This is a genomic window from Pseudomonas halotolerans, assembly GCF_039581215.1.
Taxonomy (GTDB): Bacteria; Pseudomonadota; Gammaproteobacteria; order Pseudomonadales; family Pseudomonadaceae; genus Aquipseudomonas; species Aquipseudomonas tehranensis.
In genome coordinates this window covers 49,628-66,806 of the sequence record NZ_JBCNTJ010000022.1, presented here as the reverse complement: position 1 = coordinate 66,806, position 17,179 = coordinate 49,628, and the positions used below count along the sequence as shown (strand labels likewise).

The window sequence follows — 17,179 nt, the reverse complement described above, 5'->3', positions numbered from 1 at the left end:
GCTACGGCACCAGATAGCCTCGGACCCCGGTAAAGATAATCTGCGCGGCTAACGCGCAGACAAACAGCCCCATCAGGCGGCTGACGATCTGTAAGCCCTGGTCACCCAGAATCCGCTCGATGCGGCTGGACAGGTAAAGCACTACGCCGACGGTGAAGCTGGCCAGGGCGATGCTGATGATGGCCATGAGTTTGTCGTCCCAGTGCGGCTGGCTCACGCCCATCACCAGCAAGGCGCCAATGGTGCCGGGGCCGACCGTCAACGGAATGGTCAGCGGGACAATGGTCACGTCCTGCTGAACATTATCCGTCTGTACGGCTGACTTGCCTTGGGCCATGCCCAGCGCCGAAATGAACAGCACGCTGCCGGCGCCGATGCGGAACGCATCCACGGTGATGCCGAACACGCTGAAAATCACCCGCCCGAACAAGTACAGCAATACGCTGGACACCAGCGTCGCGATCGCGACCTTCCAGGCCAGGCGCCGTTGTTCCTTGCGCGAGTAGCCGCGAGTCAGACTGATGAAACACGACAGCACGAAGAAGGGGCTGTAGAGCACCAGCATCTTCAGGTAAACGCTGAACAACACATGAAGCATGGTCGAGGCTCAAGGCGGAGAAAGACGTCGGGGAGTCTATCAGGCGTTTTGGTGTCTGTCGGCTCAGGACGTCTGCGCGGTACGATTCTGCTGGTCGCGCTGGGCCACCCAGTGTTCGATCAGCTCGCGCAGTTGCGACAGTTCCACCGGTTTGGCCATATGGCCGTCCATCCCGGCCTGACGGGCACGTTCCTTATGTTCGGCCAGGATGTGCGCGGTGAGCGCGACCACGGGCGTTCGCGTCCGCTGGTTACCCATTTCCCAGGCGCGCAGTTGCTGGGTGGCGGAAAAGCCGTCGAGGATCGGCATTTCGCAGTCCATCAAGACCAGGTCGTAGCGTTGCTCCTTCATGGCCTTGAGGGCTTCCTCGCCGTTGCTGGCGGTGTCGGGTTGCAGGTTGAGCTTGCCGAGCATGCCGCGGATGACCTTGGTGGAAATGCTGTTGTCTTCGGCCACCAGGATGCGGAAGTCGCTGGGCACTTTTACCGGGACGACGGGGCCGGCGCTCATCGGGATATTCTGCGTCTGGCCTTTGTTGCGCTGGTTCAGCTCGTCCGCCAGGGTGGTCTTGAGGGTATAACCGGCCACCGGTTTGGCGAGGATGCGCTTGACTCCGCTGTTGCGCGCCACGATCTTGCTCGGCGCGTTGCTGATGCCGGTGAGCATGATCAACAGAATGTCGTGATTCAGGCTTGGGTCTTCCTTGATCTTGGCCGCCAGTTGCATGCCGGTCATGCCGGGCATGTTCTGGTCCAGCAGCACCACGTCGAAATAGTCCCTAAGGTGTGCCTTGGTGCGCAGCAGCGCCAGGGCTTCCTTGCCCGAGGGTACGGCGCTGACGTTCAGGCCCCAGGCGCTGCATTGCTGTACGAGCACTTTGCGGCAGGTGTCATTGTCGTCGACGATCAACACCCGCGCCCCTTGCAGTGGACCATCGAGGTCGGAGGTCGGATGTTCGAGGCGATCCGGGTCCAGGGGCAAGGTGAGCCATAAGGTGCTGCCCTGGTTACTGCCGCTTTTGATACCGAACTCTCCGTGCATCAGCATGATCAGTTGACGGGCGATGACCAGGCCCAGATTACCGCCCAGGCGGGTGGCCGAGAGGAAGTTCTTGCTATGCAATTCGGCGTGCATCAGCGTGTCGCGCTCTTCGGCGTCCATGGGTGTTCCACTGTCCTGCACCGCGATGCGCAGGCGCGGCTGATTGCTGCGCTCGTCCAGCGCCACGACGATCAACACTTCGCCTTCGTCGGTTTTTTTCAGGGCGTTTTCCAGCAGGCTCAGCAGCGCCTGGCGCAACCGTGTCGGGTCACCGCTGATCACGCGCGGCACCTGGGGCTGGATAAAGCTGATCAATTCGACATTCTGCTGTTCGGCCTTGGCGCGGAAGATGCTCAGGCAGTCCTCGATCAGCGCGTTGAGGTCGAACTGAACGTCGTCCAGTTCGATCTGCCCGGACTCCAATCGGGAAATGTCGAGGATCTCGTTGATCAGGGTCAGCAGTTCGTTACCGGCGCTGTGGATCGTCTGCACGTAATCGCGCTGCTTGACCGACAGTGGTGTGCCCAGCAGCAGCTCGGTCATGCCCAGTACGCCGTTCATCGGCGTACGGATCTCGTGGCTGATCTTGGCCAGGAACTCGGCCTTGGCATTGATCTCGGCGTTACTCGCCGCCAGGTCACGGCTGATGCTGAAACGGCTCTCGTTGATTGAGCGCTGACGCTCGCCCAAGGCGACACTCATCAGCAGTCCGCTGACGCAGATGAACCCCAGCAGTGTGATGATCAGGCCCTGTGGGGCGACTTCTGTCAGCCCTTGCAGAGCTGGAAGGGTGATCAGCGTGCCCAGGTTGAAAACCACCATGGCGGCGACAAACAGCCGTGCCGGGCGATAGCCCTTTTGCCAGTGCCAGGCGCTGACGAACAGCATGCTCAGGCCGGCCAGCGCGACCAGGGCATAGGTCATGATATTGAGTGGCAGTGTGTTCACGAACAACAGCAGCAGGCTGCAGAGCGTGATGAACACGATGTCTCCCAGCAGCAGCCGGTTCAACGGATGCGGGCCCAGGGGCGCGAAGAAGCGGTAGGCGAACATCAGGCCGCAGGGCGCGGTCAGCAGCAGGGCCAGATAGGCCCCCGGCGTCTGAATGGCCGGCCAGTCGGGCAGCCAGGCTCCAGCCAGGTTCAACAGCAGCACCAGGCTGAGCATCAACAGCCCTTCACAGGCCGCCAGCCACAGGCAACTGCGTGAACGGGTATAGGCGTAGCGGGTGAGGTTGTGCAGGATCAGCATCGCGATGCAGCCGAACAGCAACCCATAGATCAGCGTCTGGTTCTGATTGGCTGCTGCCTGTATCGCCGGCTCCAGAGTGACATAGGGCCGCAGTTCGTGCCGGGACGCCAGTCGCAGGTAGACGTCCAGTTGCTTGTCGCTGCGAGGCAGGGCCAGCATGTAATCGCTGCTGGGTACCGGGTGTTCGATACGTGGCAGGGCGTCACCACCGACTTGTTGGTCCACCAGGGTATCGCCGTCCAGCACATAGAGGTTCAGGCGAGACAGGTCGGGTGCAAAGATACGCAGTATTTGTTCATGTGGGTCGGGGGCCAGCCGGAACCGCAGCCACAATGCCCCGCCCGGCTCGGCGGCCTTTAGGCCGTCCAGGTCGATGGGGCTGAATTGGTTGGTGTAGCGGGCAGAACGGATGTCGCTCAGCTTCAGGTCGCCCTGTTCGTCGAGCAATACCGCCCAGCCACTGCCTGACGCGGCCTGGGCCGGGAGCGTGCAGAGCAGCGTCAGCAGGGTGACGGTTAAACCTATGGCAATCCTGAGCCAGCGCACGGCGAAATCCCTTCGTAGGTTGATGCCAGATTATAACTATGCGCGGCGCCGGAGCAGACAGGCAAGGGCCATGGGCGCTTGCCGGTCTGAATGGCCGGGTTATTCCAGATTTTCGCCACGCTCGCGGGCAATGGCCCGGTAGCCAATGTCCTTGCGGTAGAAACAGCCTTCCCAATCGATCTCGGCGGCAAGCTTGTAGGCCTGCTCCTGAGCCGCGCCGACGCTGGACCCCATGGCGGTGGCGCAAAGCACGCGACCGCCGGCGGTGACCACCTGGCCATCCTTCAGCGCGGTTCCCGCATGGAAAACCTTGCCTTCCAGCCCGGCTGCCGTCTCCAGCCCTTGTATTGCATTGCCTTTAGCGTAGTCGCCCGGGTAACCCCCGGCAGCCAGTACCACGCCGACGCTTGGACGCGGATCCCATTGGGCTTCGACCTTGTCCAGTGCCTGGGCCAGGGCTGCTTCCACCAGCAGCACCAGGCTCGATTGCAGGCGCAGCATCACCGGCTGGGTCTCAGGATCGCCGAAACGGCAGTTGAATTCGATGACTTTTGGGTTACCAGCCTTGTCGATCATCAGGCCGGCATACAGGAAGCCGGTGTAGACATTGCCTTCATCGGCCATGCCGCGCACGGTCGGCCAGATGACCTGGTCCATGACCCGCTGATGAACCTGGGCGGTGACCACCGGGGCAGGGGAGTAGGCACCCATGCCGCCGGTGTTCGGGCCGCTGTCGCCATCGCCAACACGTTTGTGGTCCTGGCTGGTGGCCATTGGCAGGACGTTCTTGCCATCGACCATGACGATGAAGCTGGCTTCTTCGCCGTCGAGGAATTCTTCGATCACCACCCGGGAACCGGCATCCCCGAAGGTATTGCCGGCCAGCATGTCGCGCACGGCGTCTTCGGCTTCAGCCAGGGTCATGGCGACGATTACGCCTTTACCGGCGGCCAGACCGTCGGCCTTGATCACGATCGGTGCGCCTTTTTCGCGCAGGTAAGCCAGGGCCGGATCGATCTCGGTAAAGTTCTGGTAGTCGGCGGTCGGAATCTTGTGGCGTGCCAGGAAATCTTTCGTGAACGCTTTCGAGCCTTCCAACTGCGCGGCGCCGGACGTCGGGCCGAAGCAGTCCAGGCCACGGGCGCGGAACAGATCGACCACGCCGGCGACCAGCGGCACTTCCGGGCCAACGATGGTCAGCGAGACGTTCTTCTCGGCGAAATCGGCCAGTTGTTCCAGGGCGAGTACGTCGATGGCGACGTTTTCGCATTTGGCTTCGATGGCGGTGCCGGCATTGCCCGGTGCCACGAAAACCTTCTGCACACGCGGATCCTGAGCCACTTTCCAGGCCAGGGCGTGTTCACGGCCACCGCTGCCAATGATCAAAACATTCATTTCAAAAACCTCGGATGACGCTGATTCTGTATACAGCGCTGAAGCTGCTCTTCTGTGGGAGCGGGCTTGCTCGCGAAAGCGGCGTGTCAGTCACGGGCAACGTCACTGGCAGATTGCATTCGCGAGCAAGCCCGCTCCCACAGTTCATCGGTGTATCAGTGACGGAAGTGGCGCATGCCGGTGAATACCATGGCGATGCCGGCTTCGTCGGCAGCGGCAATCACTTCATTGTCACGCATCGAGCCACCCGGCTGGATCACCGCAGTGATGCCGACCTTGGCCGCGTTGTCGATGCCGTCGCGGAACGGGAAGAACGCATCGGAGGCCATGACCGCGCCCTGTACCTGCAAACCGGCGTGTTCAGCCTTGATCGCGGCGATGCGGGCCGAGTTCACGCGGCTCATCTGGCCGGCGCCGACGCCGATGGTCTGGCGGTTCTTGGCGTAGACAATGGCGTTGGACTTGACGTACTTGGCCACTTTCCAGGCGAAGATCAAGTCGTTGATTTCCTGCTCGCTTGGGGCGCGCTGGGTCACCACTTTCAAATCTTCGCTGCCGATCATGCCGATGTCGCGACTTTGTACCAGCAGACCGCCGTTGACACGCTTGTAGTCCCAGGCCGGCGCGCGGTCGGCCGACCATTGACCACAGGCCAGCAGGCGCACATTGGCCTTGGCAGCGACGATGGCACGGGCTTCTTCGCTGACCGAAGGGGCGATGATCACTTCGACGAACTGACGCTCGACGATGGCCTTGGCGGTCTCGGCGTCCAGTTCACGGTTGAAGGCGATGATGCCGCCGAATGCCGATTCGGTGTCGGTGGCGTAGGCCAGTTCGTAGGCCTGGCGGATGCCGCCCTCGGCGTCGGGGCTCACGGCCACGCCGCACGGGTTGGCGTGCTTGACGATCACGCAGGCTGGCTTGACGAAGCTCTTGACGCATTCCAGCGCCGCATCGGTGTCGGCCACGTTGTTGAACGACAGTTCCTTGCCTTGCAGTTGGGTGGCGGTGGCGATACCGACTTCGGCCGGCTTGGCTTCCACGTAGAACGCCGCGCTCTGGTGCGGGTTCTCGCCGTAGCGCATTTCCTGGGCCTTGACGAACTGGGTGTTGAAGGTGCGTGGGAATTCGCTGCGGCCTTCGGTCGAAAGGGTTTCGGCTGCCTGGTTCACGGTGCCCATGTAGTTGGCGATCATGCCGTCGTAGGCGGCGGTGTGTTCGAAGGCCTTGAGCATCAGGTCGAAACGCTGGGCGTAGGTCAGGCCACCGGCCTTGAGGTTTTCCAGCACGCTGGCGTAGTCACTGGCGTTGACCACGATGGCCACGTCCTTGTGGTTCTTGGCCGCCGAGCGGACCATGGTCGGGCCGCCGATGTCGATGTTTTCAATGGCGGTCGGCAGGTCGCAACCTGGCTTGTTGATGGTGGCTTCGAACGGGTAGAGGTTGACGGCCACCAGGTCGATCGGCTGGATGCCATGTTCGTTCATGATGGCGTCGTCGATGCCGCGACGACCCAGGATCCCGCCATGGATTTTCGGGTGCAGGGTCTTGACCCGACCGTCCATCATTTCCGCAAAACCGGTGTAGTCCGCGACTTCCACTGCGGCGACGCCGTTGTCCTGCAGCAGCTTGAAGGTCCCGCCGGTGGAGAGGATCTCGACGCCCAGCTGTTGCAGTTCGCGGGCGAATTCGAGGATCCCGGTCTTGTCGGAGACGCTGATCAAGGCGCGGCGGATCGGCAGGCGGGTGGTCTGGTCGGTCATTTCAATTTCCATCAAAAGCAAGGGAAGTCAGCAAAAAAGGCGACCGTTTTTTACGCGGGCGCCTTTCTGGTTTGATTGAATGCTTACAGCAGATCGTACTGCTTGAGTTTCTTGCGCAGGGTGCCGCGGTTCAGGCCCAGCAGCTCACTGGCCTTGGTCTGGTTGCCCTTGACGTAGTTCATCACGCTCTCGAGCAGAGGTGCCTCGACTTCCGAAAGCACCAGGTTGTACACATCCGTGACGGCAGCGCCCTCAAGGTGGGCGAAATAATTGTGCAGCGCCTTCTCGACACTCCCGCGAAGGGTCTGACCTTCTTCGCTGGGCGTATTGAGGTGCTGTTTCAAATTTACGTTGTCGCTCACGGGTGTTATTCCACTCACTAAAGTCTCGGTCATCATCGTCATGCGGCCACCCCTTCGTCCCCTGTCAGGCTCTTGTAACGCTCAGCGAAGAACGCCTGAACGTCGGCGCATTGTGCTTGCGTACCATCCAAACGATTGAAACGGGCGCGAAACTCCCTGGCGCCCGGCAGGGTTGCGAGATACCAGCCCACATGCTTGCGAGCGATGCGTACGCCCATGACTTCTCCGTAGAAGGCATGCAGCGCGGCCAGATGCTCTAGCAGAATACGTTCCACCTCGGACAGTTGCGGCGCAGCGAGCTTTTCGCCGGTGCGCAGGAAGTGTTCGATTTCACGAAAAATCCATGGCCGCCCCTGGGCAGCCCGACCGATCAACAACCCGTCGGCACCCGTCGCGTCCAGCACGTACCGGGCCTTTTCGGGCGAGTCGATATCGCCGTTGGCAAAGACCGGAATCGACACCGCCTGCTTGATCGCGGCAATGGTGTCGTACTCGGCCTCGCCGGTGTACAGGTCGGCACGGGTGCGGCCATGCACCGCCAGCGCCGTGATGCCTGCCTGTTCGGCGATCTTCGCCACCGTCAGGCCGTTCTTGTTCTCCCGGTCCCACCCGGTGCGGATCTTCAGGGTCACCGGCACATCGACCGCGGCGACGACCGTCTGCAGGATCTCGGTGACCAGCGCTTCATCCTTCAACAGTGCCGAGCCTGCAGCCTTGTTGCAGACCTTCTTCGCCGGGCAGCCCATGTTGATGTCGATGATCTGTGCGCCCAGCTCGACATTGGCCCGGGCCGCCTGCGCCAGCATCTGGGCATCGCCACCGGCGATCTGCACCGAGCGGGGCTCGGGATCGCCTTCGTGGATCATGCGCAGACGCGATTTGCGGGTGTTCCACAAACTCATGTCGCTGCTGACCATTTCCGAGACTACAAGGCCGGCGCCCAGTCGCTTGCACAGCTGACGAAAGGGCTGGTCGGTGACGCCCGCCATAGGGGCGAGAACCAGGCCGTTCTGTAATGTATATGGGCCGATGCGTACCGCCGACATAGGACTTCCCTGAAGTGGGGCCGGATCATGAGACTTCGAAAAAGGGTTGGCATGATACCCGCTCTCGATGACTGGATAAAGGTCGAATTGGATAAAATCTGAACAGCTATTTTGTTATCGCCAGCGGTTTGGTTCGGGTGCGCTGAGTCAGAAAGCTGCCGCCAATCGCCCGGCCCGGGTGTGCATCACTCTGGTGAATGAAAGCTCAGGCTGTAGTTCACCGCTTTCGGTCCCGGGTCCAGGATATCCAGGGCAATATGAATGGGCGTCTGTGGCGGCATTTCCCCGAGGCCTTCGACATCGCCACCCAGATATTCACCGGGTTTGAAGCGGCGACTGGCGATCAGGTGTCCGTTGAGGTCGGCGAAACGCAACTCCAGCAGCGGAAAAGGCTGGGAGAACGGCGCACGGTTGTAGATGATCGCGTCTACCACCAGGGCGCCGCTGAATTCCGGATGGCTGCGCACCACCAGGTTACTGCTTTTGATTTTGGCGATGTCGACCTTGGACGGTACGTCGCAGCCGATGGTCGGGCAAATCTGCAGGAACCAGGGGCGATACTGGTCCTGACGGGCCAGTTCTTCGAAGTGGTAGGCGATGTACTGGCCAGCCAGGGCCGCGGCGGCAAGCAGTATCAACAGGCTCCACAGCAAGCGTCGCCCCCAGGGCGAGCGGCGTTTGCGCCAGTCCAGTTGCAGTGGGTCGTCATCCAGGTCCTGAAGGGCCTCGGCGCGTATGCCGGGTTCGTGGCGTTCGCGGGCCTTACGGGTCGGCACCGGTTGCAGCGGTGCTTCGTCGTGATCGTCGCTGGCAGACAAGCTTTCCAGGTGCTCGTGGGGCTCGTCATCCGGCTCCAGGCGCAGTGGAGTGACCGGCTCGTCGTCCGGTTCCAGCGGCTCCAGCGTCAGGGACAAGGACGGTTCGGTGCGCGGCGGCCGGGCCGGTTCATGGGGGGCGAACGGTTCGACCGGGGTCTGGAGGGCTGTTTCGTCGCGCTCGCTGGGAGATTCGCTGTACAGGCTGTCGGACCAAGGCTCCTGATCGTTCGGGAGGTGGTCACGTTGCGCGTTCAGATTGTCTTCACGACGCCGGCCGAAAGTATCCGGGGCCCTGTTGTCACGCCGTTCCAGACGAGCCAGTTCCTTGTCCAGGTCATCGAGGTCCAGCTCGGCGGCAGTCCATTGCTTTTGGCTGATCGCTCGGGGCGGGGATTCGGCGGCGGGTGTCTTGATCGGCGGCGCCAGGGGCGTGACGGTTTCCTTGGCCGCATGCTGTTCGAGCAATTGCCGTGCGGCATTGAATACTTGCAGGCACGAGCCGCAACGAACCACCCCGCGAGCCACGCTCAATTGAGTGTGGCTGACGCGAAAACTGGTGTGGCAATGCGGGCACTGGGTGACGAAACTGTCAGTCATGCGGCAATCCGGTGGATACAGGCGCCCATTCTAGCGCCGACGTCCGGTGATGCGCACCCAGCCATCGCGATTGGCGATCGGGTCCAGATCAAAGTCTGCGGCATACGCGGCGGCGACTTCTTCGCCCTGTTCGGTCAGGATGCCCGACAGCGCCAGGCGCCCGCCCGGCTTGACCAGGCTCGACAGTTGTGGCGCCAGGGACACCAGCGGACCCGCCAGGATGTTGGCCACCAATACATCGGCCTGGACGGGTGGCAGGTCTTGCGGCAAGTACAGGGGGAACAGCGCTGGGGCAATGTTGTTGCGCCCGGCGTTGTCGCGGGAGGCTTCCAGGGCCTGGACGTCGATGTCGGTGCCGACCGCTTCCCTGGCGCCCAACAGCAGCGCGGCAATGGCCAGGATCCCCGAGCCGCAGCCGAAGTCGAGCACATTGCAGTCTTTGAGGTCCTGGCCGTCGAGCCATTCCAGGCACAACGCGGTGGTCGGGTGCGTGCCAGTGCCGAACGCCAGGCCCGGGTCCAGCAGTAGGTTCACCGCATCCGGCTGCGGCGCGGCATGCCAGCTCGGCACGATCCACAGGCGCTGACCGAAGCGCATCGGCTGGAAGTTATCCATCCAGCTGCGCTCCCAATCCTGGTCTTCAATCACTTCGCTGTGATGCTCGGGCAACGGGCTGCCGGTCAGCAGCTCCAGATGTGCCAGCACACTGGCCGGCTCGGTGCCGCCTTCAAAAAGAGCCAGCAGGTGAGTGTGGGACCATAGCGGCGTGGTATTGAGTTCCGGCTCGAAGATCGGTTGGTCTTCGGCGTCCATGAAGGTTACCGATACGGCGCCGACTTCAAGAAAGGCGTCTTCGTAGGTTTCGGCTTGTTCCGGGCTGATGGCCAGACGTACTTGCAGCCAAGGCATGGCGGGCACCTTTGGAAAAATCTACAGGGGGGCAGCGCAGGGCTGCAAAGGCGCGCAGTGTACGCCAGGTCGCGGTCAAAGTGGATAAGCGAGTCTTGGGCCGGCAGGTTGGTGTTTCCATATATATATGTATGACATTGACGTGTTGCCGGGCGGATAAGGTGCGGGTCCACACAACAGGGAGGGAATGTGATGGACAACACTGCCGAGCAGCAAAGCAACGTGAACGGTACGGGGCCGGTGGCTACCCCGCAGTTAACTGCACAGGCCATCCTGGGGAAACTGATTCGTTGGCAGGCTGCCATCGACACTCGGTTGCAAACCCAGATGTCTTTGCTGCAAGTGCTGGAAGAATATCTGCTGGTGGAGCTGCGCACTCACCATTACGAAGGCAACATCGATCCATACTTCATCGCCACCCTGCTCGACACGGTGCTGCAACGAATGATCGACAAGGCGCCCTTGGTTTTCGATGAAGAGCAGGACGCGCCTTATCGCTGGTCGGAGGGGGCGGTTGACCCGGGTTTTCCGGTGGAGCGCCAGGAAGTCGTTATCCAGGCGGTGGACGGGACAGCCGCGGCCATCATCGATCATTACAAGGATTATCTGCGGCGTCATTGGCGAATGGCCGGGCACGACGCCTCGCTCGAAGCGATGATCGGCGCAAAGCTCGAGGCTCACATGGCCGCCATCGAGGCCATTTTCCAACCCGCGCAACGGGTCGACCTGAGCATCGATGAACTACGGGAAAAACTCGAGACACTTCAGGACGCCTGGCGTCGGACCGGTGAATTGACCCGCCTGGCTACCCCTCGGGAGCGCGAGATCCTCGACGCGGTGGCGCGCTTGCAATTGCCTTATTGGCTCAAGACGCTCAGCGAGCCTGACCGTTTGCTGATGCAGGCATTCGAGGAACAGACCACGCAAGCGCAAGCATCGCTGGACGAACTGCTCGACGGCCTGGGGTCGCTGCAAGCGTTCGCCAGGTCCCTGGCCAGGGACTATGTAAGGCATGAATTGGACATGGAGGTCGAGCCGGACACTGTTCGTGTGCAGTTGCAGTGGCGAGCTGTCATGGGCCATCCGACGCGGACCTACACCCTGAGCGAGCTGCTTGCGGCTGGTCCTGTCAGGCCCGATGCCGTGTCGGTGTTCCTGGTGGAAAATGGCGCGATGTTGCGTAACCAGCCCCTTTCGCCGGTATTCATCGGCCAGTTGTTGGCGGAGGTGGACGCCCCGGCCGGGTACTTGCAAGCACTTTCCAGCCTGTATAGTCGCGCGGATCTGAAGGACGCCATGGGCGATTGGTTCATGGCGCGACTGCAGCAAAGCGCATTTATCGCCCGTTGCACCGGTCATCTGGCGCCGACTCGCTACGAGGCGTTGAAAGCCCTGTGGGAGCACCAGGCGTCGTCCAATCTGCGTGTGGCTAACGTGGCCCTGCCAAACGCGTTGAAGTGTGCCGATCTCCTGTTGTTCTACCGCGAAGATCGGCCGGGCGAGGTCAGCGACCTGGTGCTGTACGCCCCCGGCAAACCGGACGGCCAGGAATGGATCGAGTTGCCCTCACTCCGCGCCGTGAACGCGGAGACCGGTGGTTGGATCACCAGCGATGCGGGGCGGGAGTACCTGTTGCAGAAACTTTCTCCAAGCGATCAAGGCCGGGCTCGGGAGTACTTTGTCGGCGTGTCGGACAAGCCGGCGGCATGGAATCTGAACCAAGACCCCCGGGGCACGGTGACCGGCTTGCGAGCCTGCCTCGAGGATTCTGTTGCGATGGGCCTGGCCAACAACCTGGCGCGGGTTGAACTGAACGAGTCGCCTCGCTGGTACAGCGCCATGCCGCTGGAATTGCGGCGAACCCTCAGCAGTCTGAGCCAGGAGCTTCTGGTCCACCAGCAGGTGTTTCATGAGCAGATGTCCGGCTATGAAGTTTTTGCCGACTTCGCCAAGCGTACCGTCACGCAGGCGATTACCCCTTACCTGCGCAGCAGGGGCGTGCTGGAGCCGGTCGACCCCGCCACGGTGCTCATCGATTACCGCCCGGGGGCGGGTGGCGAGACGAAGGTCGCCAGTCTGCTGGATCTTGCCATATATGGGTATGACGACAATTGGGGGATCGATCACCCGAGAAAAGGTGTGCGTTCTTCCGTCGGGCAGGACCTGGGACAGATCGGCAGCGCCGACCTGGCGCTCTATATCCGTCGGGCTTACTTGGGCGAGCACTATGCGACGCAGGTTCGCGCCAGGTTCCTGGATTCCAGCAACCCGGATTACCTGAAACGCCGCCGTGCGTACCGCAGCATGCTGCTGACCAGGATGGACCGTGACCTGCGCATAGCCAAGGGCATGGCCTTGCTCAGTGACCATGAGTTCTGGTGCCTCACCCGACAAGTCACCCTTCTGAGTGAGCCAATGCCGGCGACCCGACAGGGGTATCCGCAGAGCGTCGTGCAGCGCGATGGCCTGATCCGCTTCACCGTCGGCGGTCATATTGTCCTGGGGGTTTACGTTTTCACCTTTTTCGATCCGAAGGGTGCCTATTGGTTGTACACGCCCGATGCTCCGGACGGTGTCATGTTTCGCCGGTATCAGGATTTTTCCGGGGCCATCGCCGCACGATTGCATGACTACGTGTTGGAGCGGGTAGCACTGCAGGCGCGTACCGCCGTAAAGCGCGCATTGCTGGCGCTGGCGGCCGGAACGCTTCGTGTCGATACATTGCGCGAGTTCAGCCGGGTGGTCGATATCCAGGCAGAGTTCGATGCCAGCATCGAGCGGGCTGTCGCCAATGTGGAGGACGCCACCACGAGTCGCGCCGAGGTGATCAGGCATCAGGTCATCAAGGGGCTGCTATTCGCTTCTGCACCGGTGTGTATGGTTTACCCGCCTTTTGCCCTGCTGCTGGACATCGCCTTCGTCGCCGTCAGTGCAAAACAGGCGGTCGAGGCGCATGGGCAGGGCGACACGCAAGGCGCACTTGGCCAGTGGCTGCTGGCTTCCTGGGGGGTGTTGTTCGGCGTGCTTGGGGCAGGGAGTATCGTGCCGTTATTGGGGCCGTCGGCCAGCAGTCTGAAGCGTGCGATAAGGCTGATGTCGTTGTCCGACCAGCGCTTGCGCAGTGCAACGACCGTCGCGGCCAGAGAGGCCGGACCGACGGTCCAGCCCATACGCTTCAAGCCGAAACAGGCGGTCAGGAAAAACCCGGAGAATCTGCAACTGGTGACTGACGAGGGCATTTTCCAGGGCACTTATCTCAGCCCGTCCAGCGTATCGCAGCGGCGAAATGCCTATTACATACGCAGTAATGGCAGGTACTACCAGGTCAAGAGACATCCTTTCTTTGATGGCCTGTGCCTGGTGGATGCCCGTTATCCCGCGGCGATCTACAAGCTGCCCATACGCCGAATGGCCAATGGCAAATGGACGCGCAACCCGGTCGGTTTACGCGGAGGGGGCAATGAGCGGCTTTACCTGGGGCGGGTGAAGGATCTGCGAGAGGCGTTTGCCGGGCATGTCTTTCCGGATGTGACAAGAGGAGCGTTGCAGGGCGAGGCCCTGGTGGCGAGGTTCAGTGAGGCGGTAGCGGACAATTATCTGTTCTCGCTGAATGCGCAAACGTGCGTGATCGCGTCGTTGTACAACCCGACGACCAAGGCGGGGGCGGTGATTCATTTCGATCACAATATTCGTGCGCTTATCGAACGCAGTGTCCGCGACGTGACGCAGCGCCTGGGAGGATCTGTCCGGGATATCCGCGTCACGCTGGTGGGGGGGGATTGGCTGACGGGGGCCGACATTGGTGGGCGGGTCAGGTCGGTGATGAGGCGCCAAGGCCTGCAACCCACCTGGGATCACTGGTCCTACTCTTCCTGCCTGGGCAATACCTACGGCGTGGCGCTAGACCTGCGCAGTGGTGTCACTTCGATCTTCAAGACTTCACGCGGCCAGGTCGAGCGCTATTACATCCCGGTGCTGGCAAGGGCGAAGCAGAATTCCGATCCGGTGTCAGTGCGGGCCCGTGGGTTCATGAAGCGCTTGCGCAGCGACCCACTGATAGCCGGTTCCCAGGGGGCGGTTCACAACCCGCAGGGCAGGCCGGCGACGGCGGCGCAGATCGAAGCGCAGGCATTCTCAACGATAGCGCTGAGTTGATCGATCCGCGGGACTTGAAACCTGCGAAAAAAAAGACCCCGGCCATTGGACCGGGGTCTTTTACATCACCTGAACATCAATGCTGGTTGCCCAGTTTATGTTCCAGGTAATGGATGTTGACGCCGCCTTTGCAGAAGCCTTCGTCACGGACCAGGTCGCGGTGCAGCGGGATGTTGGTTTTGATCCCGTCTACCACGATTTCGTCCAGCGCATTGCGCATGCGCGCCATGGCTTCGTCACGGGTTGCGCCGTAGGTGATCAGCTTGCCGATCAACGAGTCGTAGTTCGGCGGAACCGCATACCCGCTGTACAGGTGCGAGTCGACGCGAACGCCATTGCCGCCCGGTGCATGGAAATGTTTGACCGTGCCTGGGCTTGGCATGAAGGTTTTCGGGTCTTCGGCGTTGATCCGGCATTCCAGCGAGTGGCCACGGATCACCACGTCATCCTGGGTGAACGACAGTTTGTTGCCGGCGGCGATGCTGAGCATCTCCTTGACGATGTCGATACCGGTGACCATTTCCGAAACCGGGTGCTCCACCTGAACACGAGTGTTCATTTCGATGAAGTAGAAACGACCGTTCTCGTAGAGGAACTCGAAGGTGCCAGCGCCGCGGTAGCCGATGTCGATGCAGGCCTTGACGCAGCGTGCCAGGACTTCCTGGCGAGCCGTCTCGTCGATGCCCGGTGCTGGCGCCTCTTCGAGAACCTTCTGGTGACGACGCTGCAGCGAGCAGTCGCGGTCGCCCAGGTGGATGGCCTGGCCCTGGCCGTCGGACAGCACCTGGACTTCGACGTGACGCGGGTTGGTCAGGAATTTTTCCAGGTAGACCATCGGGTTGCCGAATGCTGCACCCGCTTCGGAGCGGGTCAGTTTCGCCGAGGAAATCAGGTCTTCTTCCTTGTGTACTACACGCATGCCGCGACCACCGCCACCACCGGCGGCCTTGATGATCACCGGATAACCGACTTCGCGACCGATGCGCAGAGCGGTTTCTTCGTCTTCAGGCAGCGGGCCGTCGGAACCCGGAACGGTAGGAACGCCGGCGGCGATCATGGCGTGCTTGGCCGACACCTTGTCGCCCATCAGGCGGATGGTGTCGGCTTTCGGACCAATGAAGGCAAAACCGGAGTTTTCGACCTGTTCGGCGAAGTCGGCGTTTTCCGCCAGGAAACCGTAGCCAGGGTGAATGGCGGTGGCGCCGGTCACTTCAGCGGCGGCGATGATCGCCGGGATGTGCAGGTAGGAGTGCGCAGCCGACGCCGGACCGATGCAGACGGATTCGTCCGCCAGGCCCAGGTGCATCAGTTCCTTGTCGGCCTTGGAGTAAACGGCGACGGTCTTGATGCCCATCTCTTTGCAGGCACGCAGAATCCGCAGGGCAATTTCACCGCGGTTGGCGATCAGGACTTTTTCCAACTTCGCAGGTTTCAACATCGAAAGCTCTCCGCGGTTCAAACGATGGTGAACAGCGGTTGGTCGTACTCAACCGGCTGGCCGTCTTCAACGAGGATGGATTCGATCACACCGCTGGTTTCAGCTTCGATGTGGTTCATCATCTTCATGGCTTCGACGATGCACAGGGTGTCGCCTTTCTTCACGGTCTGGCCGACTTCAACGAAGGACGGCGAGGACGGGGAAGACTTGCGATAGAACGTGCCTACCATGGGCGAACGGGCAACGGTGCCGTTGAGCGTTGGCGCGGCAGGTGCTGCTGGAGCGGCGGCGGCAACGGGCGCTGCTGCCGGAGCAGGCGCGGCGGCTGGAGCCTGCATCGGTGCCGGCGCGTAGAACTGCTGGGCCGGGGTCTTGCTGTGACGGCTGATGCGTACGGACTCTTCGCCTTCCTTGATCTCGAGCTCGTCGATGCCGGACTCTTCCAGCAATTCGATCAGTTTCTTAACTTTACGGATATCCATGAATCATCAACTCCCAAGGGTCGGTCAGGGGCGCTTAACGCTTGTTGTTCAAGCTGTTGCCTGTTTTTCAAGCTGTTCCAGGGCGGCCTCCAGGGCCAGTCGGTAACCGCTGGCGCCAAGGCCGCAGATCACTCCCACCGCTACATCGGAGAAGTAGGAGTGATGGCGGAAAGGTTCGCGTTTGTGCACGTTGGACAAATGCACTTCGATGAATGGGATGCTCACCGCCAGCAGCGCGTCACGTAATGCGACGCTTGTGTGCGTAAAAGCTGCGGGATTGATCAAAATGAAGTCCACGCCTTCGCCACGCGCGGCATGGATGCGATCGATCAATTCATATTCGGCGTTGCTTTGCAGGTAGAGCAAATGATGGCCGGCGGCGCGGGCCCGCTGTTCCAGATCCTGGTTGATCTGAGCCAGTGTCACGGCTCCGTAGACGCCCGGTTCACGGGTGCCCAGCAGGTTCAGGTTGGGTCCGTGCAGGACCAATAGGGTCGCCATCTGCTGTTCCTTGTTATCTGTGAGCAGGTGTCAGAACCCGGCGACTATGCCGCAAAGCCTTTATGACTGTCCAGTTCTCTGCAATAGCCAGCACGATGACCGATGTTTGCGCGAAATTTGTGACCATGCTCCTTGATCCGGTCACCCGCGTTCGGAAAGCCTGCACGGGACCTTGTGGGAGCTTGTGGGAGCAAGGCTTGCCCGCGATGACATCGCCTTGGTCTATCAGTTACACCGAGGTGTCTGCATCGCGGGCAAGCCTTGCTCCCACAATGGA

Annotated in this window: 12 protein-coding genes; 1 reads left to right on the top strand and 11 read right to left on the bottom strand. The window is 61.4% G+C overall.

The features are described 5' to 3' along the window. Position 1 precedes the first annotated feature (1 nt). The 8 genes from AAIS01_RS23920 to prmA all read right to left on the bottom strand — a co-directional run bounded on the left by AAIS01_RS23920 (position 2) and on the right by prmA (position 10,326). On the bottom strand, positions 2–598 hold the full coding sequence (locus tag AAIS01_RS23920) for a MarC family protein (protein ID WP_076382842.1): 597 nt from the start codon (positions 596–598) through the stop codon (positions 2–4). Positions 599–661: 63 nt separating this feature from the next. Continuing rightward, complete coding sequence (locus AAIS01_RS23915) at positions 662–3,436, bottom strand: hybrid sensor histidine kinase/response regulator (RefSeq protein ID WP_343470991.1); 2,775 nt, start codon at positions 3,434–3,436, stop codon at positions 662–664. Positions 3,437–3,535: 99 nt separating this feature from the next. Next, positions 3,536–4,831, bottom strand: a complete 1,296-nt coding sequence (purD, locus tag AAIS01_RS23910) for a phosphoribosylamine--glycine ligase (RefSeq protein WP_343470990.1) — start codon at positions 4,829–4,831, stop codon at positions 3,536–3,538. A gap of 155 nt (positions 4,832–4,986) precedes the next feature. Continuing rightward, positions 4,987–6,594 carry a bifunctional phosphoribosylaminoimidazolecarboxamide formyltransferase/IMP cyclohydrolase gene (purH, locus tag AAIS01_RS23905; RefSeq protein WP_343470989.1) on the bottom strand — a complete coding sequence of 536 codons (1,608 nt, stop codon included), beginning with the start codon at positions 6,592–6,594 and terminating at the stop codon, positions 4,987–4,989. 83 nt (positions 6,595–6,677) lie between these two features. After that, positions 6,678–6,998, bottom strand: coding sequence for a DNA-binding transcriptional regulator Fis (fis, locus tag AAIS01_RS23900; RefSeq protein ID WP_025211617.1), 321 nt, complete (start codon positions 6,996–6,998; stop codon positions 6,678–6,680). Beyond that, on the bottom strand, positions 6,995–8,002 hold the full coding sequence (dusB, locus tag AAIS01_RS23895) for a tRNA dihydrouridine synthase DusB (protein ID WP_343470988.1): 1,008 nt from the start codon (positions 8,000–8,002) through the stop codon (positions 6,995–6,997). Before dusB ends, fis begins: the two co-directional genes overlap by 4 nt. 185 nt (positions 8,003–8,187) lie before the next feature. Next, a complete protein-coding gene (locus AAIS01_RS23890; protein WP_343470987.1) occupies positions 8,188–9,417 on the bottom strand; it encodes a DUF3426 domain-containing protein in 1,230 nt (409 codons plus the stop codon). 30 nt (positions 9,418–9,447) lie between these two features. After that, positions 9,448–10,326 carry a 50S ribosomal protein L11 methyltransferase gene (gene prmA, locus AAIS01_RS23885; protein ID WP_343470986.1) on the bottom strand — a complete coding sequence of 293 codons (879 nt, stop codon included), beginning with the start codon at positions 10,324–10,326 and terminating at the stop codon, positions 9,448–9,450. A gap of 192 nt (positions 10,327–10,518) precedes the next feature. Here prmA and AAIS01_RS23880 point away from each other — a divergent pair, with 192 nt between their 5' ends. Next, positions 10,519–14,481, top strand: coding sequence for a dermonecrotic toxin domain-containing protein (locus AAIS01_RS23880; RefSeq protein ID WP_343470985.1), 3,963 nt, complete (start codon positions 10,519–10,521; stop codon positions 14,479–14,481). A gap of 76 nt (positions 14,482–14,557) precedes the next feature. Here AAIS01_RS23880 and accC read toward each other — a convergent pair whose 3' ends face one another. The 3 genes from accC to aroQ are packed head-to-tail and all read right to left on the bottom strand — an operon-like array spanning position 14,558 to position 16,902. Then, positions 14,558–15,919 (bottom strand): acetyl-CoA carboxylase biotin carboxylase subunit, encoded by a 1,362-nt coding sequence (gene accC / locus AAIS01_RS23875; protein ID WP_092452197.1) that lies wholly within the window; start codon positions 15,917–15,919, stop codon positions 14,558–14,560. A 17-nt stretch (positions 15,920–15,936) separates the two neighbouring features. Next, complete coding sequence (gene accB / locus AAIS01_RS23870; protein WP_053118072.1) at positions 15,937–16,401, bottom strand: acetyl-CoA carboxylase biotin carboxyl carrier protein; 465 nt, start codon at positions 16,399–16,401, stop codon at positions 15,937–15,939. Positions 16,402–16,449: 48 nt separating this feature from the next. Further along, positions 16,450–16,902: a type II 3-dehydroquinate dehydratase gene (gene aroQ / locus AAIS01_RS23865; protein WP_024781400.1), complete on the bottom strand. Its 453-nt coding sequence runs from the start codon at positions 16,900–16,902 to the stop codon at positions 16,450–16,452. Positions 16,903–17,179: the final 277 nt, after the last annotated feature.